At 52.6% G+C, this 20,985-nt stretch carries 18 protein-coding genes; 17 read left to right on the top strand and 1 reads right to left on the bottom strand.

Translation table 11 applies throughout. The features are described 5' to 3' along the window. Positions 1-328: 328 nt before the first annotated feature. The 16 genes from cobJ (at position 329) to DFQ00_RS06870 (ending at position 19,560) form a co-directional block, all read left to right on the top strand. Positions 329-2,260 (top strand): precorrin-3B C(17)-methyltransferase, encoded by a 1,932-nt coding sequence (gene cobJ / locus DFQ00_RS06940; protein ID WP_110895740.1) that lies wholly within the window; start codon positions 329-331, stop codon positions 2,258-2,260. Between the two features lie 899 nt (positions 2,261-3,159). Further along, positions 3,160-4,440: a sirohydrochlorin chelatase gene (locus DFQ00_RS06935; protein ID WP_110895739.1), complete on the top strand. Its 1,281-nt coding sequence runs from the start codon at positions 3,160-3,162 to the stop codon at positions 4,438-4,440. Then, positions 4,437-5,204, top strand: a complete 768-nt coding sequence (gene cobK, locus DFQ00_RS06930; protein WP_110895738.1) for a precorrin-6A reductase — start codon at positions 4,437-4,439, stop codon at positions 5,202-5,204. Before DFQ00_RS06935 ends, cobK begins: the two co-directional genes overlap by 4 nt. Before the next feature lie 251 nt (positions 5,205-5,455). Next, positions 5,456-6,103, top strand: a complete 648-nt coding sequence (locus tag DFQ00_RS06925) for a precorrin-8X methylmutase (protein ID WP_110895737.1) — start codon at positions 5,456-5,458, stop codon at positions 6,101-6,103. 337 nt (positions 6,104-6,440) lie between these two features. Then, positions 6,441-7,595, top strand: a complete 1,155-nt coding sequence (locus tag DFQ00_RS06920) for a cobalt-precorrin-5B (C(1))-methyltransferase (RefSeq protein ID WP_110895736.1) — start codon at positions 6,441-6,443, stop codon at positions 7,593-7,595. Further along, positions 7,567-8,841 carry a precorrin-6y C5,15-methyltransferase (decarboxylating) subunit CbiE gene (cbiE, locus tag DFQ00_RS06915; protein ID WP_110895890.1) on the top strand — a complete coding sequence of 425 codons (1,275 nt, stop codon included), beginning with the start codon at positions 7,567-7,569 and terminating at the stop codon, positions 8,839-8,841. Before DFQ00_RS06920 ends, cbiE begins: the two co-directional genes overlap by 29 nt. Positions 8,842-8,843: 2 nt before the next feature. After that, positions 8,844-9,671, top strand: a complete 828-nt coding sequence (cobI, locus tag DFQ00_RS06910; RefSeq protein WP_425271007.1) for a precorrin-2 C(20)-methyltransferase — start codon at positions 8,844-8,846, stop codon at positions 9,669-9,671. Further along, complete coding sequence (cobM, locus tag DFQ00_RS06905; RefSeq protein WP_110895735.1) at positions 9,668-10,465, top strand: precorrin-4 C(11)-methyltransferase; 798 nt, start codon at positions 9,668-9,670, stop codon at positions 10,463-10,465. Before cobI ends, cobM begins: the two co-directional genes overlap by 4 nt. Beyond that, positions 10,458-11,549: a cobalt-precorrin 5A hydrolase gene (locus DFQ00_RS06900; protein WP_110895734.1), complete on the top strand. Its 1,092-nt coding sequence runs from the start codon at positions 10,458-10,460 to the stop codon at positions 11,547-11,549. The genes cobM and DFQ00_RS06900 overlap by 8 nt, the downstream gene beginning before the upstream one ends. 345 nt (positions 11,550-11,894) lie before the next feature. Beyond that, entirely contained in the window at positions 11,895-13,496 is a 1,602-nt protein-coding gene (locus DFQ00_RS06895) for a cobyrinic acid a,c-diamide synthase CobB (protein WP_244213716.1), read from the top strand. 313 nt (positions 13,497-13,809) lie between these two features. Continuing rightward, positions 13,810-14,529, top strand: coding sequence for an SDR family oxidoreductase (locus DFQ00_RS06890; RefSeq protein ID WP_244213715.1), 720 nt, complete (start codon positions 13,810-13,812; stop codon positions 14,527-14,529). Between the two features lie 94 nt (positions 14,530-14,623). Then, on the top strand, positions 14,624-15,262 hold the full coding sequence (locus tag DFQ00_RS06885) for a ThuA domain-containing protein (protein WP_110895733.1): 639 nt from the start codon (positions 14,624-14,626) through the stop codon (positions 15,260-15,262). Between the two features lie 72 nt (positions 15,263-15,334). After that, complete coding sequence (locus tag DFQ00_RS06880; RefSeq protein ID WP_110895732.1) at positions 15,335-15,721, top strand: phasin family protein; 387 nt, start codon at positions 15,335-15,337, stop codon at positions 15,719-15,721. Next, positions 15,722-17,392: an ABC1 kinase family protein gene (locus DFQ00_RS06875; RefSeq protein WP_110895731.1), complete on the top strand. Its 1,671-nt coding sequence runs from the start codon at positions 15,722-15,724 to the stop codon at positions 17,390-17,392. It abuts the gene before it with no gap. Between the two features lie 419 nt (positions 17,393-17,811). Then, a complete protein-coding gene (locus tag DFQ00_RS29450) occupies positions 17,812-17,973 on the top strand; it encodes a hypothetical protein (protein ID WP_208643758.1) in 162 nt (53 codons plus the stop codon). Between the two features lie 135 nt (positions 17,974-18,108). Further along, entirely contained in the window at positions 18,109-19,560 is a 1,452-nt protein-coding gene (locus tag DFQ00_RS06870; RefSeq protein WP_110895730.1) for a SulP family inorganic anion transporter, read from the top strand. Between the two features lie 358 nt (positions 19,561-19,918). On the opposite strand, the gene DFQ00_RS06865 is transcribed toward DFQ00_RS06870, so the two are convergent. Then, complete coding sequence (locus tag DFQ00_RS06865; RefSeq protein ID WP_110895729.1) at positions 19,919-20,305, bottom strand: hypothetical protein; 387 nt, start codon at positions 20,303-20,305, stop codon at positions 19,919-19,921. A 102-nt stretch (positions 20,306-20,407) separates the two neighbouring features. On the opposite strand from DFQ00_RS06865, the gene DFQ00_RS06860 reads away from it, so the two are divergent. After that, positions 20,408-20,881: a hypothetical protein gene (locus DFQ00_RS06860; RefSeq protein ID WP_110895728.1), complete on the top strand. Its 474-nt coding sequence runs from the start codon at positions 20,408-20,410 to the stop codon at positions 20,879-20,881. The last annotated feature ends 104 nt before the right edge of the window (positions 20,882-20,985 follow it).

Below are 20,985 nucleotides of genomic sequence, written 5' to 3'. Positions count from 1 at the left end.
ATGGCTGTATGTTTTCCTTTAGAGGGAGCCATAGGCCGGGTTTCCTGATTGTACGTACATGCGTATCTCATCCGTGATCAGGATGGGATTTTTTTGTTTTTATCATCGTAAAATGATGGACCTGGTCGGGCTATTGGAAATAACAAGTGACATTGAATACAGGGGATCTATTGAAGCCGTGCTCTATCCGAAGAAGATGTAGTTCAGCGTTCAGCGCATATTGCAAAATATCGGGTGGCTGGACATTGAAGGGGTTGGCCTATGTATGTTCAGATAGACAGGCTGGGGACATGAACCGCAGGACAAGTGGAATGAGGGAGGAAGAGGTATGCAAAAGCAAGGCAAGCTGCTTATCATCGGGTTCGGGCCGGGTGCGATGGAGCATATAACGAAGCGTGCACTGGATGCATTGCAGGAGAGCGAGGTCATCATCGGATATAACACATATGTGGATCTGATCCGGCCTTTGCTGAACGGACAAGCCATTGTGCGTACAGGCATGACCGAGGAAGTAAGCCGTGCGCAGGAGGCGGTCCGTCAGGCGGAGGCAGGCCACATCGTGGCCGTAATCTCCAGTGGGGATGCCGGGGTATACGGCATGGCCGGACTTGTATACGAGGTGCTGATCGAGCAAGGCTGGAAGCCGGATACAGGGGTGGCTGTCGAGGTTATTCCTGGCGTATCTGCTATTCAATCCTGTGCTTCCTTGCTTGGTGCGCCCGTGATGCATGATGCCTGCACGATCAGCCTCAGCGACCATCTGACGCCATGGGAGACAATTATTCGCCGGGTGGAGGCAGCGGTAGCGGCCGATTTTGTCATTGCTCTGTACAATCCGCGCAGCGGCCGACGTACACGCCAGATTGTGGAAACGCAGGAGATGCTGCTGCGCTATCGTGATCCTCAGACCCCCGTTGGCTTGGTCAAAAGCGCATACCGCGAGCGTCAGGACGTAGTCATGACCACGCTGGAGGATATGCTGAATCATGATATCGGCATGTTGACAACCGTGATTATCGGCAATTCCTCCACCATGATGTACGAAGGCATCATGGTCACTCCGCGCGGATATCAGCGGAAATATACGCTGAACTCCGCGGAACAGCCGCTCAGACCACATGAGCGGCTGCGTACCGAAGCCGAGCCATGGTCGCTCGGCGCACAGGAAGCCCGCGCTGCCGCCTCCGGCGAGGCAGCGGGCGATAGCGCGGCCCGCAATGCGCAGGCCGCGCCATCGGCGGAGCCAGCCCTGCGCGGCGCCAGCGCCGGAGCGGGCACGGCTCCGCAAGGGCCGCCCGCAGGCGCATGGGCGGCCGCTACGCCTGGGGCAAGCCCGGCGGGCGGTGCTGGCACCGCCGTGCTTGCCCCGTCGCGGCCCGCGTCCGCGGCGGCAGAGGCCGCCCCGCGCGCAGCCGCAGTGGCGCCCCGCGCCGGCGCAGCCGAGCTCGCCGCCGAGGCGCTGACGCGGCTCGCGGCAGGCGGCGCGCTCGCGGGCGAAGCGGCAAGCCGCTGGCTGGACGCAGCTGCGTCAGGCCCGGCTGCCGCAGGCGCGCAAGGCGCTGGCGAGGCTGCGGCGGTTGGCACCGCAGCTTTGCCCGTGCCGGGGCGCAAGGCGCCGCTCTTTGAGATCGGCGTATCGCCCGGCGTGGGCAACAAAAAATTCACCGCCGCCCAGATGGCCCTGCTGGCGCAGTGCGCAAGCGAGGACGGCGAGCTGGAGTATACACCCGAGCATCAGATTATTCTGCGGGTGCCGACATTTGAACCGGACACGCTGGTGGAGCAGCTGCGCGCTGCCAATTTTATCGTGGTGCCCATCGGTGATGTCATTAAGGTCAAGGCCTGTGACTTCTGTAATCTGGAGAAGGACGATGCCGTACCGATGGCTAATCATTTGCAGGACGTTATTGGCGGATTATCTGCTCCCAAGGAAACAAGTGTGGCGCTGAACGGCTGCGGTATGGCTTGTTATGGTGCGGTGCTGGAAGACATCGGTATCGTATATCGCAAAGGAGCATACGATCTGTTCCTTGGCGGCAAAAAATTCGGACGCAACGCGCATCCGGCCCAGCCTGTAGCAGAGGGGATTCCAGGGGACGAGATCGGCGGTATTGTTGAGCGCATCGTGGCGGAGTACAAAGAAAAGGGCCATCCGAATGAGCGTTTCCACAAGTTTTTCAAACGTGTGGGCGTTATTCAGGGCTTCCGTCATGTGGATGCACCAGTCACCGTGGAAGTTAACCCGGTATGTGGTGACTGACACAGTAACTGTTATGGTGACTGATGCGATGACTGATGTTGTGGCTGATACGCTAACTAAGCGAACGATGATAGGTGACAGGTCACAGGTGCTAGATCATAGGTGCCAGATGACAGGTACCAGGTACCAGAGGACAGGTGCCAATCATAGATGATAGTTGTGACAGATGATTCGGGCTGCTTGTAGCCCCGCCACTTCTCTCCATTGAATGAATTAAGGCCCATAACAGCGCTAACGATCACCAGAAGCCTTATATCGCGGAAAAAGGTATGTTTGAAAATGTAACGATCCGTAGGAACGCTATTTCATTAGAAGTGACTCGAAATTGCTCGAAAAGGCATCATTTTGGTGACATAACGTCTCCTGTGATCGTTAGAATTCCAGCAAGCGTAAATGGGTGCAAATAACGTCATCTGGGATCGTTAGCGTGTAGCTGTGAATGCATGGGGCACTAGGCTATCGTTCTCCTGCTCGTTTTGCGATGAAATTTACGGACAAATCCGCAGCGTATTGTCTGCTTTCTTAACATAGGTCGACTGGGATCGTTAGCCTATTGCTGTCAATCCGTCGTAATGAGTGCAGTGGGCATGAACGTAGGGAGGGCGTCAACAAGCGGGCATATCTTTCGCAATGCGTGCAAGCTCCCGGCATGAGCTAATCTGCCACGTGACAAGGGTGGTTAGCCATCTTGCAGGATAGATGACAATAGAACGCCTCATATGCAGCCTGATATGTGAAAACTGATATAGGACTTAGTAGATAACCCAATATATAAATCAATATATAATCCAATAGATGTTTTCCCCCGAAACCTGGTGGAGAGCCTTACGAATACATGGAATTGAAATCGGATATGAGAAATCTGATCTGCGGATCGGGCAGAGGAGGAAGTAAAGAAGATGGATGCAATTTTGTTAGTAGGACACGGGAGCCGTGATCCTGAGGGGAACCGCGAGTTAAAGGAGTTTGCACGTGAGGTTGCTGAACAGGCGCCAGAGAATACACTGGTGGAGACCTGTTTTCTGGAATTGACGAGACCGAGCATTGCTGACGGTGTGACCGCTTGTGTGGACCGAGGAGCGACACGTGTCGTGCTGGTACCGATTATTTTGTTTGCAGCCGGTCATGCCAAGATTGATATTCCGAATGCGATTGACCGTGCCAAAGCACGTTATCCGCAAGTACAGTTTATATATGGCCGTCCGATCGGTGTTCATGAAAAAGTCGTGCAGATCATGCAAACCCGTCTACAAGAGGCGCAGCCTGTACGTGTTGCGTCCCAAGGCGAAGGCGGAGCTGCGACAGCAGTAGCTGCCCCTCCTGCGAGTGTAACTGTGACGGATGAGGAAACTGCGGTGCTAGTGCTGGGGCGGGGAAGCAGTGACCCGGATGCCAACAGTGACTTTTTCAAAATGACCCGCATGCTGTGGGAGAAGCTGCCGTATAGATGGGCGGAAAGCAGCTTTATCGGGGTGACTCAGCCTTCCTTCCCGGATGGATTGGAGCGTTGTCTCCTGCTTGGTGCGAAAAAAATTATCGTCATGCCGTACTTCCTCTTTACTGGAGTGCTGATTAAACGCATTGATGAGATGACGGCAGAATTTGCCGCCGCGCATCCAGACATTCAGGTTGAAATTGGAGGATATTTCGGTTTCCATCCGAAGCTGGTTGAGCTGGTGCTGGAGCGTGCGCATGAGGGACTGTACGGACGTGTGACAGCGAACTGTGACAACTGCCAATTCCGGCTTGAAGCAGCCAAGCACCATCACCACCATCACGATCATGACCACGATCACGACCATGACCACGATCACGACCATGACCACGATCATGACCACGACCACGGGCACGACCATGACCATCACCACGATCATGACCACCACCACGACGATCACGAGCATCATCACCATCACGATGATCACCATGACCATAGTCATGAGCACCAGCATGATCATAGCCATAGTCACGATCACGATCATGCTACACAGGCTGCTGTTCAGCGGACAGCTGATTTTCATCATGACCATGACGAAGAACTGCACCATGCTCATCAGCAGCATGAAGAAAGCCGGAATAGCAGGCAGCAGGGAGCAGAACAGGCAGCACCAAAGACACAACTCGATCCATCCTCCGCTCAGGCACAGGTGGCATCAGCATCAGAGCAGGTGAAGCGCTCATGATTTTTATGCTATGTGGCACCAGTGATGCACGCGAACTTGCGATCCAAATGCAGCAGCAAGGCCATAACGTGCTGACCTCAGTTGTAACCGAAAGTGCAGCCCAAAGTCTGACAGAAGCCGGTCTCGCTGTTCGTACAGGTCGTTTGACCGTGGAGGCAATGATCGAGCTGATTCGTGAAAAAAACTGCCCTGTCCTTGTGGATGCAAGCCATCCTTTTGCCGAAGAAGCCCATGCGAATGCCATGGAAGCCGCGAAGCAGGCGGGCATCCCTTACATTCGTTATGAACGCACCGGGCTTGCATACGATGACCATGCACTGCTGCATGTAGTGTCATCTTACGATGAAGCAGCGCTCAAGGCGAAGGAGCTCAAGGGCTCTGTCATGCTGACGACAGGCAGCAAAACCTTACAAATCTTCACCAAGCATCTGCTCGGTGATCCGGATATACGTCTTGTTGCACGCATGCTCCCCCGTCTCGACAATATGGAGAAATGCGGTGAGCTGGGCGTGGAGCAGCGCAATATTATTGCGATGCAGGGCCCTTTTTCCCGAGAAATGAACGAGGCCCTTTACAAGCATTATGCAACGACCGTGATGGTCACCAAGGAAAGCGGTAAGACCGGAGCGGTGGACGAGAAAATCCAGTCTGCGCTGGAGCTTGGCATTCATGTGGTGCTGATTTCACGTCCAGAGTCGGAATTTGGCACGGTGTTTGATCATTTTGACGGTGTACTGGACGAGCTGAAAGGATGGTTGGGGTAGACGTCTTTTCCCTGATATGCCTAATTTAAATAGCTCAGCTTCGAACGGTCAGCACTGAATCAGGCGAAGGTGCCCATGACAACAGGCTAGACCGGGCCTGGTATCACTGAAGGTGCGAATCAAAGCGGGTAAGCGGAGCATGAGAGAAAACAGACAAACGGTCCCCATGTGACGGAGTATGTAGTGGAGACACCGGAATAATTCGAAGATGAATTCGTCTTAAATACAATTAAAAGGAGTGGCGTGACTACATGGATTTCAAAACAGAGTTCAAACCGCTGACGGTACAGCCGCAGGAGATTGAAGGGAAAAGCTTTGAAATGATTACCGAGGAGCTGGGGGAGCATCCGTTCACGGATGAGCAGTACCCAGTTGTACAGCGGGTCATTCACGCTTCGGCGGATTTTGAACTGGGACGCAGTATGGTGTTTCACCCGGATGCCATTCAAGCAGGAATTGCAGCGCTGCGTGCAGGTCAAACGGTCATTGCCGATGTGCAGATGATTCAGGCGGGGGTAAGCAAGGATCGCATTCGTGGTTTTGGTGGCGATGTGCATGTACATATTTCCGACCCGGACGTGATGGAGGAGGCCAAACGCCTCAACACAACGCGTGCCATCATCTCGACTCGCAAAGCAACCCAAATGTATGAAGGCGGCATCTACGCCATTGGTAACGCACCCACTGCATTGCTGGAGCTGATTCGTCTCGTCAAAGAAGGTCAGGCCAAGCCGGGGCTAATTATCGGTATGCCGGTAGGTTTTGTATCCGCTGCCGAGTCCAAGGACGAGCTGCGCAAGCTGGACATTCCGTTTATCACCAACATCGGACGCAAAGGCGGCAGTACGATCGTTGTGGCAGCACTGAACGCGATCTCGTTAATGGCAGTGAAGGCATAGATCGGCGGGAGTAGCAGGGTGGATTTTGTGAAGGTTAGCCGGGCCTATTAACGTTTAGCAACTTCTAACGTTTCACAATGGTTATTGTACGATTGTTAGCGCGCGAGCCGTCGGTGAGTTTGAGCTAGACTGGGAACTTGTACCGATCACCAGGAAGCTTATTTGGAGAAAAATCAGCCTTCTGAAATTCTAACGTCTCCTGAGATCGTTAGAATTCCAACGATGGCAAATGAGTGCAAATAACGTTATCTGTGATCGTTAGCGCATACTCGTACCGTACAGTTAACACAAGTCCAATCAACAAGCGAGCATATAGAAGGACGGGAGGTTCAAGGCCATGGAAAAGAAACGCATGAAGAGCGGAGAAGCGCAAGAATCGGATAAACCAATGCGCTCCGGCTTTACGACTGGTGCGTGTGCGACTGCCGTTGCCAAAGGAGCGACACAGCTCCTGTTAACGGGTCATATCCCTGCTGAGGCCGTGGTTTCCTTGCCCGCCGGCTTTGACCACTCGTTCGAGCTGATCGAGCAGGGGCTGATGACGGACGGGACAGCAACCTGCGCCACGATCAAAGACGCCGGGGATGACCCGGACGCCACCCATCTGGCGAAGATCATCGCACATGTCTCTTGGCGGGACGAGCCGGGTGTGGAGCTGGATGGCGGCATCGGTGTGGGCCGTGTCACCAAGCCCGGACTGCCCGTGCCCGTAGGCGAAGCGGCGATTAATCCCGTGCCGCGCCGCATGATTACCGAAGCGGTGACCCAAGTGCTGACCGAGCATGGCACAGCCAGAGGTGTGCGGGTGGTCATCAGCGTGCCGGACGGCGAAGAGATTGCCAAGAAAACGCTCAATGCAAGACTCGGCATTCTTGGTGGCATCTCCATTTTGGGCACACGGGGCGTGGTGGTTCCGTTCTCGACTTCGGCGTACAAAGCCAGTGTGGTACAGGCCATCTCCGTTGCGCAGGCTTCGGGCTGTGAGCACATTGTGCTGACCACCGGCGGCAGCAGTGAGAAATATGCCATGAAAATGATGCCGGAACTGCCGGAGGAAGCGTTTATTCAGATGGGCGATTTTGTCGGCTTTGCGATCAAACACGGGAAACGGCTGGGGATGAAACGCATCAGTCTGGTCGGGATGCCGGGCAAATTTGCCAAAGTGGCTCAGGGAGTCATGATGGTGCACTCCAAGAGTGCGCCGGTGGATTTTGGATTTCTTGCGTCCGTGGCTCGCGAGACAGGGGCCGGGGATGAACTGGCGCAAGCGATCGAGGAAGCCAACACGGCGACTCAGGTGGCGGATATGATGACCGAAGCGGGATATTTGCCTTATTTTGAAAAGTTATGCCTGTATGCCTGCCAGCACTGTCTGGAACATGCGGGCGGTGGCGTAACGGTGGAAGTGGTGCTGGTCACCATGAAAGGAATGGAACTGGGGAGGGCGGAAATCAGTGAACTCGATGACAACAACTGGAGCAAAGAATCGTAACATCCGCATCATTGGCGTAGGCGAAGAGGGCACAGCCGGACTTACGGCAGATAGCCTGAGTCTGATTCAGGAGGCTGATGTGCTGGTCGGCGGGGAGCGTCTGCTGCAATTTTTCCCGGCGTTTGCGGGAGAGAAGCTGGTGATTAAGAGCAGCTTGAACGACCTCGTTGCGAAAATAAAAGCGTTACAGGACTCGCACAACATTGTTGTGCTGGCCTCGGGAGACCCGCTGTTCTACGGCATTGCCGGGTATTTCGCACGTAAGCTTGGCCCGGATCAATTGGACATCCGGCCTAATCTCAGCTCGCTGCAGCTGGCCTTTGCCAAGCTTGGCGAGAGCTGGCACGACGCCGTGCTCGAAAGTGTGCACGGTCGCCCGCTCAAAGGGCTCGCCCAGCGCATCAATGGCAAAGCCAAAGTGGCGCTGCTCACGGACGAGCACAACAGCCCCGCTGCGATCGGGGCGTATCTGCAACAGTTCGGCATGACCGAGTATGATGCCTACGTTGCAGAGAACCTGGGCGCGGCAGACGAGCGTGCCCGCCACTACACCCTGGACGAGCTGGCAGCAGCTGAGTGCAGCCCGCTGAACGTCGTCATTTTGCTGCGCCGCAAGGATGCGCCGGCGCCGCGCAAAGGCTTCGGGTTTGCAGATGAGGAATTCCATCAGCGCAAACCCGAAAAAGGCCTCATCACCAAGCGCGAGGTCCGCGCGTTCAGCTTGTCCGAGCTGAAACTGGGCGAGGACAGCGTCGTGTGGGATATCGGCGCAGGTTCCGGTTCGGTGGCGGTGGAGTGCACGCGGCTGGCGCCGCGGGGCCAGGTCTTTGCCATCGAAAAGAACGAGGGTGACCTCGTGAACATCGAGGCCAACCGTGTCAAATTCCGGACCGATTTCACCGTCCTTCATGCCAAAGCACCAGCGGGGCTGGACGAACTGCCCGATCCGGATGCGGTGTTCATTGGCGGCAGCGGCGGCGAGCTCGCGCAGCTGATCGCCCTGTGTGCGTCCCGGCTGCGCCCCGAGGGACGCCTCGTGGTGAATGCAGCGACCATCGAAACGCTGCATGACAGCATGAAGGCGATGCGCGATGCGGGCATGGACGCCAGTGTAACCCTGCTACAGACGGCGCGGAGCAAGCCGATCCTGAACATGACCCGTTTTGACGGACTGAATCCGATCTATGTCATTACAGGCCAGTATATTGCAGCAGACGAAGCGGAAATTGCGAACGGAGCAGAGTAGCTTTGGAGCAAGGAATGAAGAAGGGGGAGAGCAGCATTAGCACAACAACAGAGCACACAACAGGAAACACAGCGCGCAGAAGCGATTCATCAGAGCCACTTGCAGATGTGTCGTCGGCGCACCAAACGATTGGTACGCTGTATGGCGTTGGTGTCGGGCCGGGAGACCCGGAACTGATTACCGTCAAAGCATACCGGATGATTCGTGAATGTCCGGTGGTTGCGTACCCGAAGAAGCGCAAAGGCGGCAAATCCTACGCGCATGAGATCGTGGAGTTGTACGTGAACCCGGATGAGAAAGAGATGCTCGGCTTGATTTTTCCGATGACCAAAGACCCGGTTGTGCTGGAACGGGAGTGGGGCAAAACCGTGGAAGCGTGCTGGGAAGCGCTGAAGCAAGGCAAGGATGTCGCTTTTGTGACGGAAGGCGATCCGAACCTGTACAGCACGTTTATCCACCTTGCACGTCTGATGCGTGAGCTGCATCCCGAAGTGCCGATCAGCTCGATTCCGGGCATTTCCTCAGTTCTGGGTGCAGCAGCAGCGCTCGATATGCATCTTGCAGATGGGGATGAGCAGGTCGGCATTATTCCGGCTACGGCGGATAAAGAGGCGATGCGGCAGGCGATTGAGCATCACGATACGATTGTGTTTATCAAAGTGGCAAAGGTACTCGACCTGATGCTCGAGCTGCTGGACGAGATGGGACTCGGCGGCAAAGCCTCGGTAGTTACCAAAGTTACGTCACCTTATGAACTGGTCTGGCGTGACGCCCGTGAATTGAAAGGGCAGGAGCTGGAATATTTGAGCCTGATGGTGGTGAGCAAATGAAAACATTAGAGCCGAAAGTTTACATTGTAGGTGCAGGTCCGGGAGACCCCGAGCTGATTACGGTAAAGGGCTCGAATATTTTGAAAAATGCCGATCTCGTTCTGTACACGGATTCGCTCGTGAATGATGAACTGATTGCGACAGCCAAGCCCGAAGCCGAGGTGCTGCAAAGCTCCGGCATGGATCTGGAGCAGCAGGTCGAGCTCATGTGCACCGCAGTTCGGGCAGGACGTAGTGTGGCTCGTGTACATACGGGTGATCCGGCAATGTACGGAGCTATTTTGGAGCAAATGGTATTATTGAAGCAGCAGGGCGTGCAGTACGAGATCATTCCGGGTGTAAGCTCGGTGTTTGCTTCGGCGGCGGCGCTGGGAGCGGAACTGACTGTGCCGGAACTTACGCAGACCGTTATTCTGACGCGTGCGGAAGGACGTACACCTGTGCCTGAACGGGAGAAGCTGCGCGATCTGGCGTCTCACCACTGTACGGTGGCGCTTTTCCTGAGTGCAACGCTGGCGAAAAAAGTGGTGGTGGAATTTCTCGCCGCAGGCTGGAGTGAAGATACACCTGTCGCGGTAGTGCAGCGCGCAACATGGCCGGATCAGAAAATTGTGCGCACTACGCTGGCTAACCTCGCGGCTGATCTGCGTGCCGCAGGCATTACGATGCATGCGATGATTTTGGCGGGCTGGGCCCTTGATCCTGATCTGGTGAACCGGGATGCACATCGCTCGAAGCTCTATGATAAGTCCTTCACTCACGGGTATCGCAAAGGAGTGAGGTCTGGTGAGTAATCCGTTTGCTGCTGTAGCCATAACGAAGCATGGTGTAGAGATGGTTCGTAACCTGGAAGGACAGTTTCAGGGTACGGACGTTTATTATATGAGCAAATTCGCGCGCGGGGATGAGGAGCAGCTGGGCTACACGTTGTTCGAGGGCTCGGTGAAGCTGATCCTGCCGGATTTGTTCAAACGCTATAACGGTATCATTCTGTTCATCTCCCTGGGTGCGGTTGTACGTATGATCGCCCCACTGCTGGTGGACAAAAAAGTAGACCCTGCCGTCCTGGTCATTGATGACCGCGGCGAGAACGTCATTAGCGTGTTATCCGGTCACCTCGGCGGTGCCAATGAGCTGACTCGTCAAGTGGCGGAAGTGCTGGGAGCCCGAGCGGTGATTACGACAGCTTCGGACGTGCAGGGCACGATTCCTGTAGATATGTTTGGGCGTGAGCTGGGCTGGATTGTGGACAGCTTCGACAAAGCAACCCCGGTGAGTGCAGCCGTGGTCAACGAGGAGCCGGTCGCGCTTATTCAGGAGACAGGCGAACGCAACTGGTGGAGGTATAACAAGCCTGTTCCAGACCATATTCGTGTGTTCCGCAGCATGGAGGAGGCTACAGCGTCGTTTGTGTTTAATGCGGCGCTGGTGGTCAGTGACCGTCTGCTTACGGCTGCCGAAGAGGAGCGTTTTCTTACGAACGGTGTGCTGTATCGGCCGAAAAGTCTCGTGCTCGGCATGGGCTGCAATCGCGGTACTGCGATGGAGGAGCTGGAGCAGGAGGTTTTGGCGACGCTGGCAGAGCTGTCCCTGTCCGTGAAGAGTGTGCGCAACATTGCCACAATTGATCTGAAAAAAGACGAAGAAGGCCTGCTGGCTCTGTGTGCCAAGTACGGCTGGGAGCTCGTAACCTATACACCTGCGGAGCTGAATACAGTCGATCTGCCGAATCCATCGGATACGGTGTTCAAATACACTGGAGCCTATGGCGTGAGTGAACCTGCTGCGCTGCTCTCCTCGGGGGCTGACCACTGGCTGCTCGAAAAGAAAAAGAGCGGCAACCTGACCATTTCTGTAGCCCGTGTTGCATTTGATTAAGCCAGATTTGTGTGATCCACAGGCTTGAATCATATATGCGATGCGACCAAGTACAACCAAGTACAACCAAGTACAACCAAGTGCGACCAAACTTTTATTGTTTCAGCGCTAACGATCACCAGAGACCTTATTTCGTGAAAAAAGAACACCTTCAAATTCTAACGATCCTGAGGAACGCTATTTTGGAAAAAAAACCTGAATTGCTTCCATTTGCTTCGCCAAAAGGTTAAATAACGTCTGTGGGGATCGTTAGAATCCAGAGTTGCTCGTTTCAAGGCAAATAACGTTATCTGGGATCGTTAGCGGAAGGTGTACACAGTTATATCTTTGTGGAGTCATGCATTGATGACGTCACAATATTATGAAAATGACCGTCCCAAGTCGCTGCAGTCAATATGGGATGGTCTATTTGTTATATTCAGAACAAAGGCGGGATTCACGATGAACACCAAAAGCAACAAGACAACTATATTAACGAATGAAGCAGGGACAACAGCGTTTGATCACCAGGCTGCACCCCGGCTGATTATCGCAGGTACGGGCAGTGGTGCCGGGAAAACCACCGTTACGTTGGGCCTGATGAAAGCTCTCGCCCAGCGTGGACTCCGTGTGCAGGGCTTCAAATGCGGCCCGGATTATATTGACCCAACCTATCATACCGCTGTGACGGGCAGAGCTTCACGCAATCTGGACGCATGGATGACCTCGCCAGACTATGTGAGGGAGACGTTTGCACGAGCATCTGCGGGACATGATATTTCTATTATTGAAGGGGTAATGGGACTTTACGATGGCAAGGACCCGCTCAGCAACACAGGCTCTACAGCGGAGATTGCTATGGTCACGCAAACCCCTGTGATTCTGGTCGTCGATGTGCGAAGTATGGCGCGAAGTGCAGCGGCTATTGTGCTAGGCTTTCAACAGCTGGAGCCTGAGCTGCATATTGCGGGAGTCATTGTGAACCGATGCGGAAGCGCAGGACATTATACGATTGTGAAAAAAGCCATTGAGCAAATGTGCGGTATTCCGGTCGTTGGCTGGCTGAAGCGGGATGAGGACATGAGCATACCAGAGCGGCATCTCGGACTGGTGCCTGCCATTGAACGCGGTGAACTGGAGCCCTTGTTTCAGCGGGCGGCCGATGTGCTGCTGGAGGGCACGGATCTGGATCTGCTGCTGGAGCTGGCAGCAAGTGCTCCACCGCTCCAGTTACAGACGCATAGGACTGCAATTGAAAACGATACAGAGCAGCCTTCGCAAGCAACACCTCAACAAAAGCATAACTTCACTGACACCTGCCAGCCTGTCATTGCCGTAGCGCGGGACGCAGCGTTTAACTTCTATTACCCTGATAATCTGGAACTGCTGGAAGCGGCAGGGGCAAGGCTGCAGTATTTCAGTCCGCTGGCGGGCGAGGGCATACCGGCAGAGGCAGATAGTGTATATCTTGGCGGTGGTTTTCCCGAGGAGTTTGCGGCGGTCATTGCCGGAAACGAAAATTTTCTGAACGGGCTACGCGAAGCAGTCCGTACAGGGATGCCGCTGTTTGCGGAGTGCGGCGGCTACATGGTGCTTGGCGAAACGCTCACAGACCGTGAAGGCGTAACCTATACCATGGCAGGTATTATTCCTGCACAGGTGCAGATGCAGAAGAAGCGAGCCGCGCTGGGATACCGGGAGGCGAGTGCAGTTCAGGATTCTTTTTTGCTGAAACAGGGGGAAGTGCTTCGAGGGCACGAATTTCATTATTCTACGATGACGTACCGTGAAGAGGGGGAGATTCCTTACGCGTATGAGACAAAGGGGCTGCGTGGCTTGAAACAGGAAGGTTACGCATCAGGCAGTGTTGTGGCCGGTTACACACATATTCATCTTGGTTCGTATCCGGCAGCGGCACAGCGATGGGTGCATCATTGCAACGCATATCGACAACAGCGGACACTGTAGTCACCTGATGGGGAATTTCATTAATCCGTCTTCTCATTCATGTCTCTTCTTTTTCAGCCTGCGCGGCAAAAAGAAAATCCAGCTTATTGGTCATCACCTATCCTGTATTCGTAATGCTTTGGTAAGGGTCTAAGTCTGCCCCAATTCTCCAGTTTCGCTTGTGTTTCGACAAGGGACATATATCGTATGCATCCTGCGCTTTATTCCTGAGACTTTGGTCGTGAAGTTAGTTTGCTGCTTGTGGGATTAGAGGTTTTTGGTTTAGCATGTGGAATGTGTTAGGGACGGAGCATCTGGTGAAGGAGGGGACATTGTGAAAAAAATATGTGTGACCGGAGCCGCTCGCGGACTCGGACTGGCGCTGACAAAACAGATGCTGGAACGGGGATATTCCGTTTATGCGGCAGGGCTGGGTGTGGACGAATCCGATGGCATTCGCCAGCTTGAAGCCGTTTATGCTGAACGTCTGCGTGTCATTGATCTGGATATTGCGGACGATCTGTCTGTGGCACTGTTCACAGAAACGGTGAAGCTGGATACGGATCATCTGGATATGCTGATCAATAATGCGGCTATACTAGGAAGTATTACTGATCATATCCATGGACAGATGAACATAGCGGAGATGGCAGAGGTATTCAACGTGAATACCTTGGGTTCTTTGCGTGTCACTCACGCGCTATTCCCCCTCCTTCTTCAAGGACAGACCAAGCTGATTGTGGATATTTCCTCCGAGGCGGGCAGCATTGAGCAGTGCAGCCGGGACGGCTGGTTTGCCTATTGCATGTCCAAGGCGGCTTTGAATATGCAGGCACGTTTGATACACAATGGACTGAAGCAAGAGGGTGGACAAGTGATGCTGGTGCATCCAGGCTGGGTACAGAGTTATATGCGGGGCGAACTGGATGCCTCCGCTGATCTGACACCTGATGAGTCAGCACAGCATATTGCAGCACTGATCGACCGGCATGAACAATTCAAGGGAGAACAGCCTGCGTATGTGGATTACAGGGGAGAGAAGCTTCCCTGGTAGTATTCGTTTTATATGGAGGTTACGGATAAAATACCGATTGTGCTGATGAAGATGAGTTCAGACAAGCCGGACGACATGAAAGGAGATGATGATGATGGATCATCGCAAAAAGGCATTATTAATTGGAGATTACACTCATCCAGACTGGCATCCGCTACAAGGGGTGGATGCGGAGATAAGCCGGATTTTTCAGGATACAATTACCGTTCAGTGCAGTGAGAACCGCAACATGCTCCTGCTCGAAAATATTTCCGGGTTTGATGTATGCATTTCTTATATGGATGATTGGAGAGGGAAAGTCTCTCCGCAGCAGACAGCAGGACTGTTATCCTATGTGAGCAACGGAGGCGGACTGGTTATTTTACATAACGGAATTTCGCTTCAGAATCGTTATGAATTAAAGCAGATGATTGGTGCCAAATTTCTGCATCACCCGCCTTACGCACCGCTGGAATTTACGGTGACAGCGGAGAGTCATCCGGTAACGGACGGCATATCCAATTTTACTATGGAAGAAGAGCCGTATGAGTTCGAATTCGGGTCTTTTGCCGAGACGAAAATTTTGCTGGAATACCAGTCCAAGGAGGGGCCAAAGCCGGCAGCCTGGGCTCATAAATATGGACTTGGCCGAATCGTATATTTGATGCCTGGGCATCATGTGCCATCCTTTGCCCACGAAACTTACCGTCAATTGATCCTTCAGGCGGGCAAGTGGGCTGCACGGTATGTTTGATCCTACACTCCTTTTTGCATGCCGGGGTTTAAAAGGTATAATATAGAGACAACAAAGAGGAGGATGAGTAAGATGAGCGATTTGTTCAAGAAGGCTTTCTCGTTAGGTCTCGGTCTCACGTTAGTCAGCAAAGAAAAAATTGAGAAAACCGTGGATGATTTGGTGGAACGCGGCAAGCTTGCCCCTGGAGAATCCAAAGCATTGGTTGAGCGTTTGTTGGAGCGTGGCGAAGAGGAGCAGGGTCAACTGAAACGTGTCATACAAGAGCAGGTCAAGCGTGTGCTTCAGGAAGCAGGCGTCGCTTCTGAAAATGATGTGAACCATCTGGAGCAGCGTGTGGCTGTACTTGAAAAACAACTTGCTGAACTCGGTCAAAGTCAGGCTCCGCAGCCTCAGGCTGACGAAACTCAAGCTGCTTCTGAAGACTCACCTCCTCTCAAAGGGAACGAGATCGAATAGATGGCTGTGCGGATCAAACATGTCGGCAGATACCGGGAAATTGCCATGGCGCTGGTGCGTCATGGCTTCGGTTATATGGTCGAGGAGCTTGGACTATTCCAGCTGCTGGCACTGCCAAGACGATGGATGTCGCGTGAAGCGCAGCCGACCAAAACGCTGAGTGAACGCATCCGGCTGGTGCTGCAGGAGCTGGGGCCGGCGTTTGTCAAGCTGGGACAGCTTGCGAGTACGAGGGCAGATCTGTTGCCGGAGTCTGTTATTCATGAATTGGTAAAATTGCAGGATCAGGTCCCGCCGTTCTCTTCAGAGACGGCACGGGGTATTTTGGAACAGGAATTGGATACACCGCTGGAGGAGATCTTTTCCCGGTTCGAGGATACCCCGGTGGCAGCGGCCAGCATTGGTCAGGTGCATCTGGGCAAGCTTCGAAGCGGCGAGGCGGTAGCCATCAAAATTCAGCGCCCCGGTATATCGCGAATTATACAGCGTGATCTGGACATTTTAAGGGAACTGACCGCGATGGCGGAGAAGCGCTGGGATTGGGTGAAGCAGTATCAGATTCCTCAGATGGTTGAAGAGTATGCCAAGGCGCTATTGGCGGAGCTGGATTACACCGTCGAAGGGCGTAACACGGAAAAGATCGCCCAGCAATATCAGCAGGATAACAAGGTGAAAATTCCGGTGATATATTGGGATCAAACATCCTCCCGTGTGATGACCATGGAGTATATTGAAGGCATCAAGCTGAATGATCAAAAGCAGTTGATCCAGCGAGGCCATGATCTGAACAACATTGCACAGCGACTGGTCGATGCACTGCTCAATCAGATCTTTATACATGGTTTCTTTCATGCCGACCCGCATCCAGGCAATCTGATGGTGCTCAAGGACGGAAGTCTGGCTTTTATTGACTTCGGCATGGTGGGCAGCCTGAGCGAGGAGATGCGACAGCATCTTGCATCGCTTGTTATCGGGCTGATGCGTAAAGATACCGATAGCATGATCCGGGCGATTGAGAAGCTTGGCATGATGCCGGATGATATGGATATACGCGGATTGCATGCTGACTTGGATAAGCTGCGCTCCAAGTATTATGACATGTCCTTTTCCAAAATCAGTGTGGGACAGGCGTTGAATGATTTGTTTGGTGTTGCACAAAAACACCGGGTAGTCATGCCAGCTGACATTTTGCTGATGGGCAAGTCTTTGCTGACGGTGGAAGGTGTGGTCGAGCATCTCGACCCTACCCTGAGCATTGTGGACATGGCAGAGCCGTTCGGACGGAAGCTGATCAAGGACCGTTTTAGCGCGGGACGCATCAAAAATCGGTTGTTTCGCAGTGCGGCAGACATGGCTGAAAGTGTGATGGGTCTGCCAGGGCAGCTACGCCAGCTCTCCTCCATTATTAGCAAGGGCAAGCTCAGACTGGAGATCAGTGTACCCGAGCTGGAGTCGCTCATGCGCAGGCTGGATCAGATCAGCAATCGCTTATCATTCAGCATCGTGCTGCTGGCCTTCTGTATCATCATGGTGGGACTCATTATTGGCTCTTCCATCAGTCACCAGTCCACGATGCTGTGGGATATTCCGGTCATTGAGCTTGGATTTCTCGTAGCGATTCTGATGGTGGCATTTCTGCTGTATTCGATATTCAAATCGGGCAGGTTCTAGCCGGGTGTAGTCTGGGCAATGATCGGGTAAGAGCAAGGCCGGGTTTCGTAAACAGGCCGAAATTCGCACATATCTGTAGCATACAAGCGAGCATATGTATACAGCAGCATACCGCAAGGACCATCTCATGGAGAGGTTCTTTGCGGTTTTTTGTGTTTTTGCTGCTGGAGGGACCACAATTGACCTCATATACACGCCATAGGAACAAGATTAGTCATATGTGTAGATATATAACGAAATAAAGAGATAATGATTGTAAAGCAGAGATAATCGGAGATGAGGGCTCGTTTATGTATATAATCGCATTCGTACATCAGACGGGATATGACTATAATAATAGGTCAGTAGATTAACGGACCCGGTTTTTCTGAAAGAGGAAAACCACAGAGCATCATTTGAGGAACAAGCTCCAACTATCATTGAATGGTGTTGTATGCAGGAGGACAACTGAGCAGTATAACGGAAATGCAGTACGTACAACCTGGAACGGTAATGGCATGGTAGCTTTTACAGAACGTTTACGTTATGTAGAAGTGTGCATCATGCTGCAGAGCGAGCGGATTACGGCGAATCGTCCGTGATTTTGTGCTGTTCATGCTGGCTGACTAGCTGGGGCTCTGTGGTGTGATTGATCAGGTGTGTGCGGCTTCCGTTATTCATCAGCTGGATTGCTCATGCAAATACGCGGAATATATTAGGAGGCAAAGCAACAACATATGAATAGTTTAAAACAACAGTGGTTTGGCAATATCCGCGGAGACGTGCTCGCAGGCATCACGGTAGCACTGGCGCTGATTCCAGAAGCGATTGCGTTCTCCATCATTGCAGGTGTAGATCCGATGGTTGGGTTATACGCTTCGATTACGATTGCGATCGTCATTTCGATTGCGGGCGGCAGACCGGGCATGATCTCGGCAGCAACAGGAGCTATGGCGGTATTGATGGTAGGACTTGTCAAGGACTATGGGGTGGAGTATCTTTTTGCGGCTACCATTCTGACGGGTGTCATTCAGTTTATTTTAGGCATATTTAAAGTAGGGCGATTCATTACGTTTGTGCCTCATTCGGTCTTGACCGGGTTTGTGAATGCACTGGCGATTCTGATCTTTATGGCGCAGCTGACTCACTTTACGGGAGCCAACTGGATCATGTATGCGATGGTGGCGGGCACGCTGGCGATTATCTATATTTTGCCGCGCTTTTTCAAAGCGGTTCCGGCTCCGCTCATCGCCATTATCATTATGACGATTATTACGGTTGTTTTTCATCTGGATGTGAAAACGGTAGGTCAGATGGGCAATCTGACAAGCACACTGCCGATGTTCCATCTGCCGAATATAGCGTGGACATGGGACACACTGATGATCCTGCTGCCTTATTCGTTTACGATGGCGCTGGTTGGTTTGCTGGAGTCGTTGCTAACCGCAACTATTGTAGATGAGATGACGGAGACCAAGAGCAGCAAAAACCGTGAGGTACGCGGTCAAGGCATTGCGAATTTTGTGAACGGGCTGTTTGGCGGCATGGGCGGCTGTGCGATGATCGGTCAGTCTGTCATTAATGTGAAGTCGGGTGGACGTGGTCGTTTATCAACCTTCACCGCAGGTGCGTTTCTTGCCATATTGCTGCTGCTCCTGAGTGGAGTCGTGAAGCAAGTGCCGATGGGGGCGTTGGTTGGCGTCATGTTTATGGTGTGTATCGGTACATTCGATTGGAGCTCTGTTAAAAATATTGCTCGTGTACCTCGTGCGGAAGCGATCGTCATGGTGGTTACTGTAGCGATTGTGGTGTACACGCATGATCTTTCCCTTGGGGTGCTGGTGGGCGTGGTGCTCAGTGTACTGCATTTTGGCTGGAAGCAGACCAAGATTCGCGTACAGGCCGGGGAAGAGCAGGGCCAGAAGGTGTATCGTGTGCAAGGACCATTCTTCTTTGGCTCCTCATCCCATTTCGTGGATGAATTTAACGCAGAGGCTGATCCGCAGGACATCACGATTGATTTTGGTGGCTCACATATCTGGGATAACACGGCGGTTGTAGCGATTGGCAAAGTGAAATTCAAATACGCCAAGCTGGGCAAAACGGTACATCTGCGTGGCTTGAACGAAGAAAGCTCCCGTCTGCTGGAGCGTAGCGGCTTTGCTGTCTCAGGTACGGCGCAGTCATAGATGGGTGATATGTTCAGGTCGAAAACCAAACAAGCTGACCAAGTGAGCACGTAACGAAGCAGCGAAGGGTTCAACGGATCGACTAACCAAGCAAGTAACAGAGGGAACAGGTGATCAAGTGACAAGCTTGTAAACTGGGTAAGTGTAGAGAATTAGGTGAAGTAAACATACGTTTGGCAGGATGTAACACGTCGTATGCTGTTTTATCGGCTCCTCTTTTCAGGGTTTGGACCTGATAGGGGAGCCTTTTTTTGTGACTATGAACACTAACAATATGGAGCCTGATTGGGGTGAGCGAGAGCAGGTGCTTTTCCTTTTTTGACGGCATCCCCCCTCCTGTTCACTCCTTTTATCTAATCTAACCCTCCAGGTTCACGATACCCGCCTTTATACTGTAGATAACGTAAAAATGATTCCATTTACGCAGGGTCACAATAGCTTGCTGATTGCCTTTGGTGAAAAAATAACCGTTGCCTTCCTGCTGCTCATATATCCAGCCTTCGCGCGTCATACGTGACTTCAACCTCTCTTGAGGATTATCCTGATCTTTGGTGAGGTAACGCTCCATACCTTCCGTAGGATGCTCGATGCGTAGGATGGAAGGACCACTTGTCTGCAAACGAATGATTTGTTTTACATTGCTGTAGCCAACGTTGTTCAGGATGGATAGTAAACTGAGAATGATCAGCAAGGCTGTGCCGAGAAGTACCCACATAACCCACTTGCGTAAACTGTTCTTCTGCATAACGTTGTTCCTCCTCCATTCTAGTAATAACCTAACTCGGTTTAGACAACGGGTTGAGATGATGAAGCAGCCTGATCTGTATGCCGATGTAGAAGGAAACGGGTGCTTGGTGTTTCGGATATAAAAGTCAACGCGATTTCATCGGGTGAAGTTATGCCAGAGAACAAAAAAAAAGTGTTTTTGCAGAACAGCCTTTGCTTCCGCTGCTGGCCCGTGACACGATTAGAGTACACTGCCGGGTTGAACTGTGTTGTCAAAATACCGGGATTTGGTGAGCCCTTTTGCTACAAATTGGTGTGGTGGTGCGGTTTCGCTTTTGTTTTGCTGGACGAACGTGTAAACTACAGGTTATGGAGAAGAAGAGCAACGGTGGATTGCTTTTTAAAAATTCATTTCATAAGCAGCGTTGAATTCAGGGAAACTAAGGTGTGTCTGAAAACGCTGAAGAAAGCAGATTTTGCTAAATTTTTGTTCCAAGTCAGGACGTATCCGCAGGCATGCCGGGGCATGTCAGGGGAAAGTGACGTGGCAGGGGGGCGACAAGGCGGTAGAAGATGTACTTCAGCAGCTTTATGACAAGTCTTGGCTGGAACGTGAGTGTACCTTCCGAAACAGATACAGATGTGAATAGCGTCTGCAGTACCCGGTATAGGAGAACAAGTGCAGGCTTATACTCGGAA

The sequence above is a fragment of the Paenibacillus barcinonensis genome (genome assembly GCF_003217495.1).
GTDB classification, from domain to species: domain Bacteria; phylum Bacillota; class Bacilli; order Paenibacillales; family Paenibacillaceae; genus Paenibacillus; species Paenibacillus barcinonensis.
The sequence above is the reverse complement of the archived record's forward strand: the minus strand, read 5'-3'. Positions and strand labels throughout refer to the sequence as shown.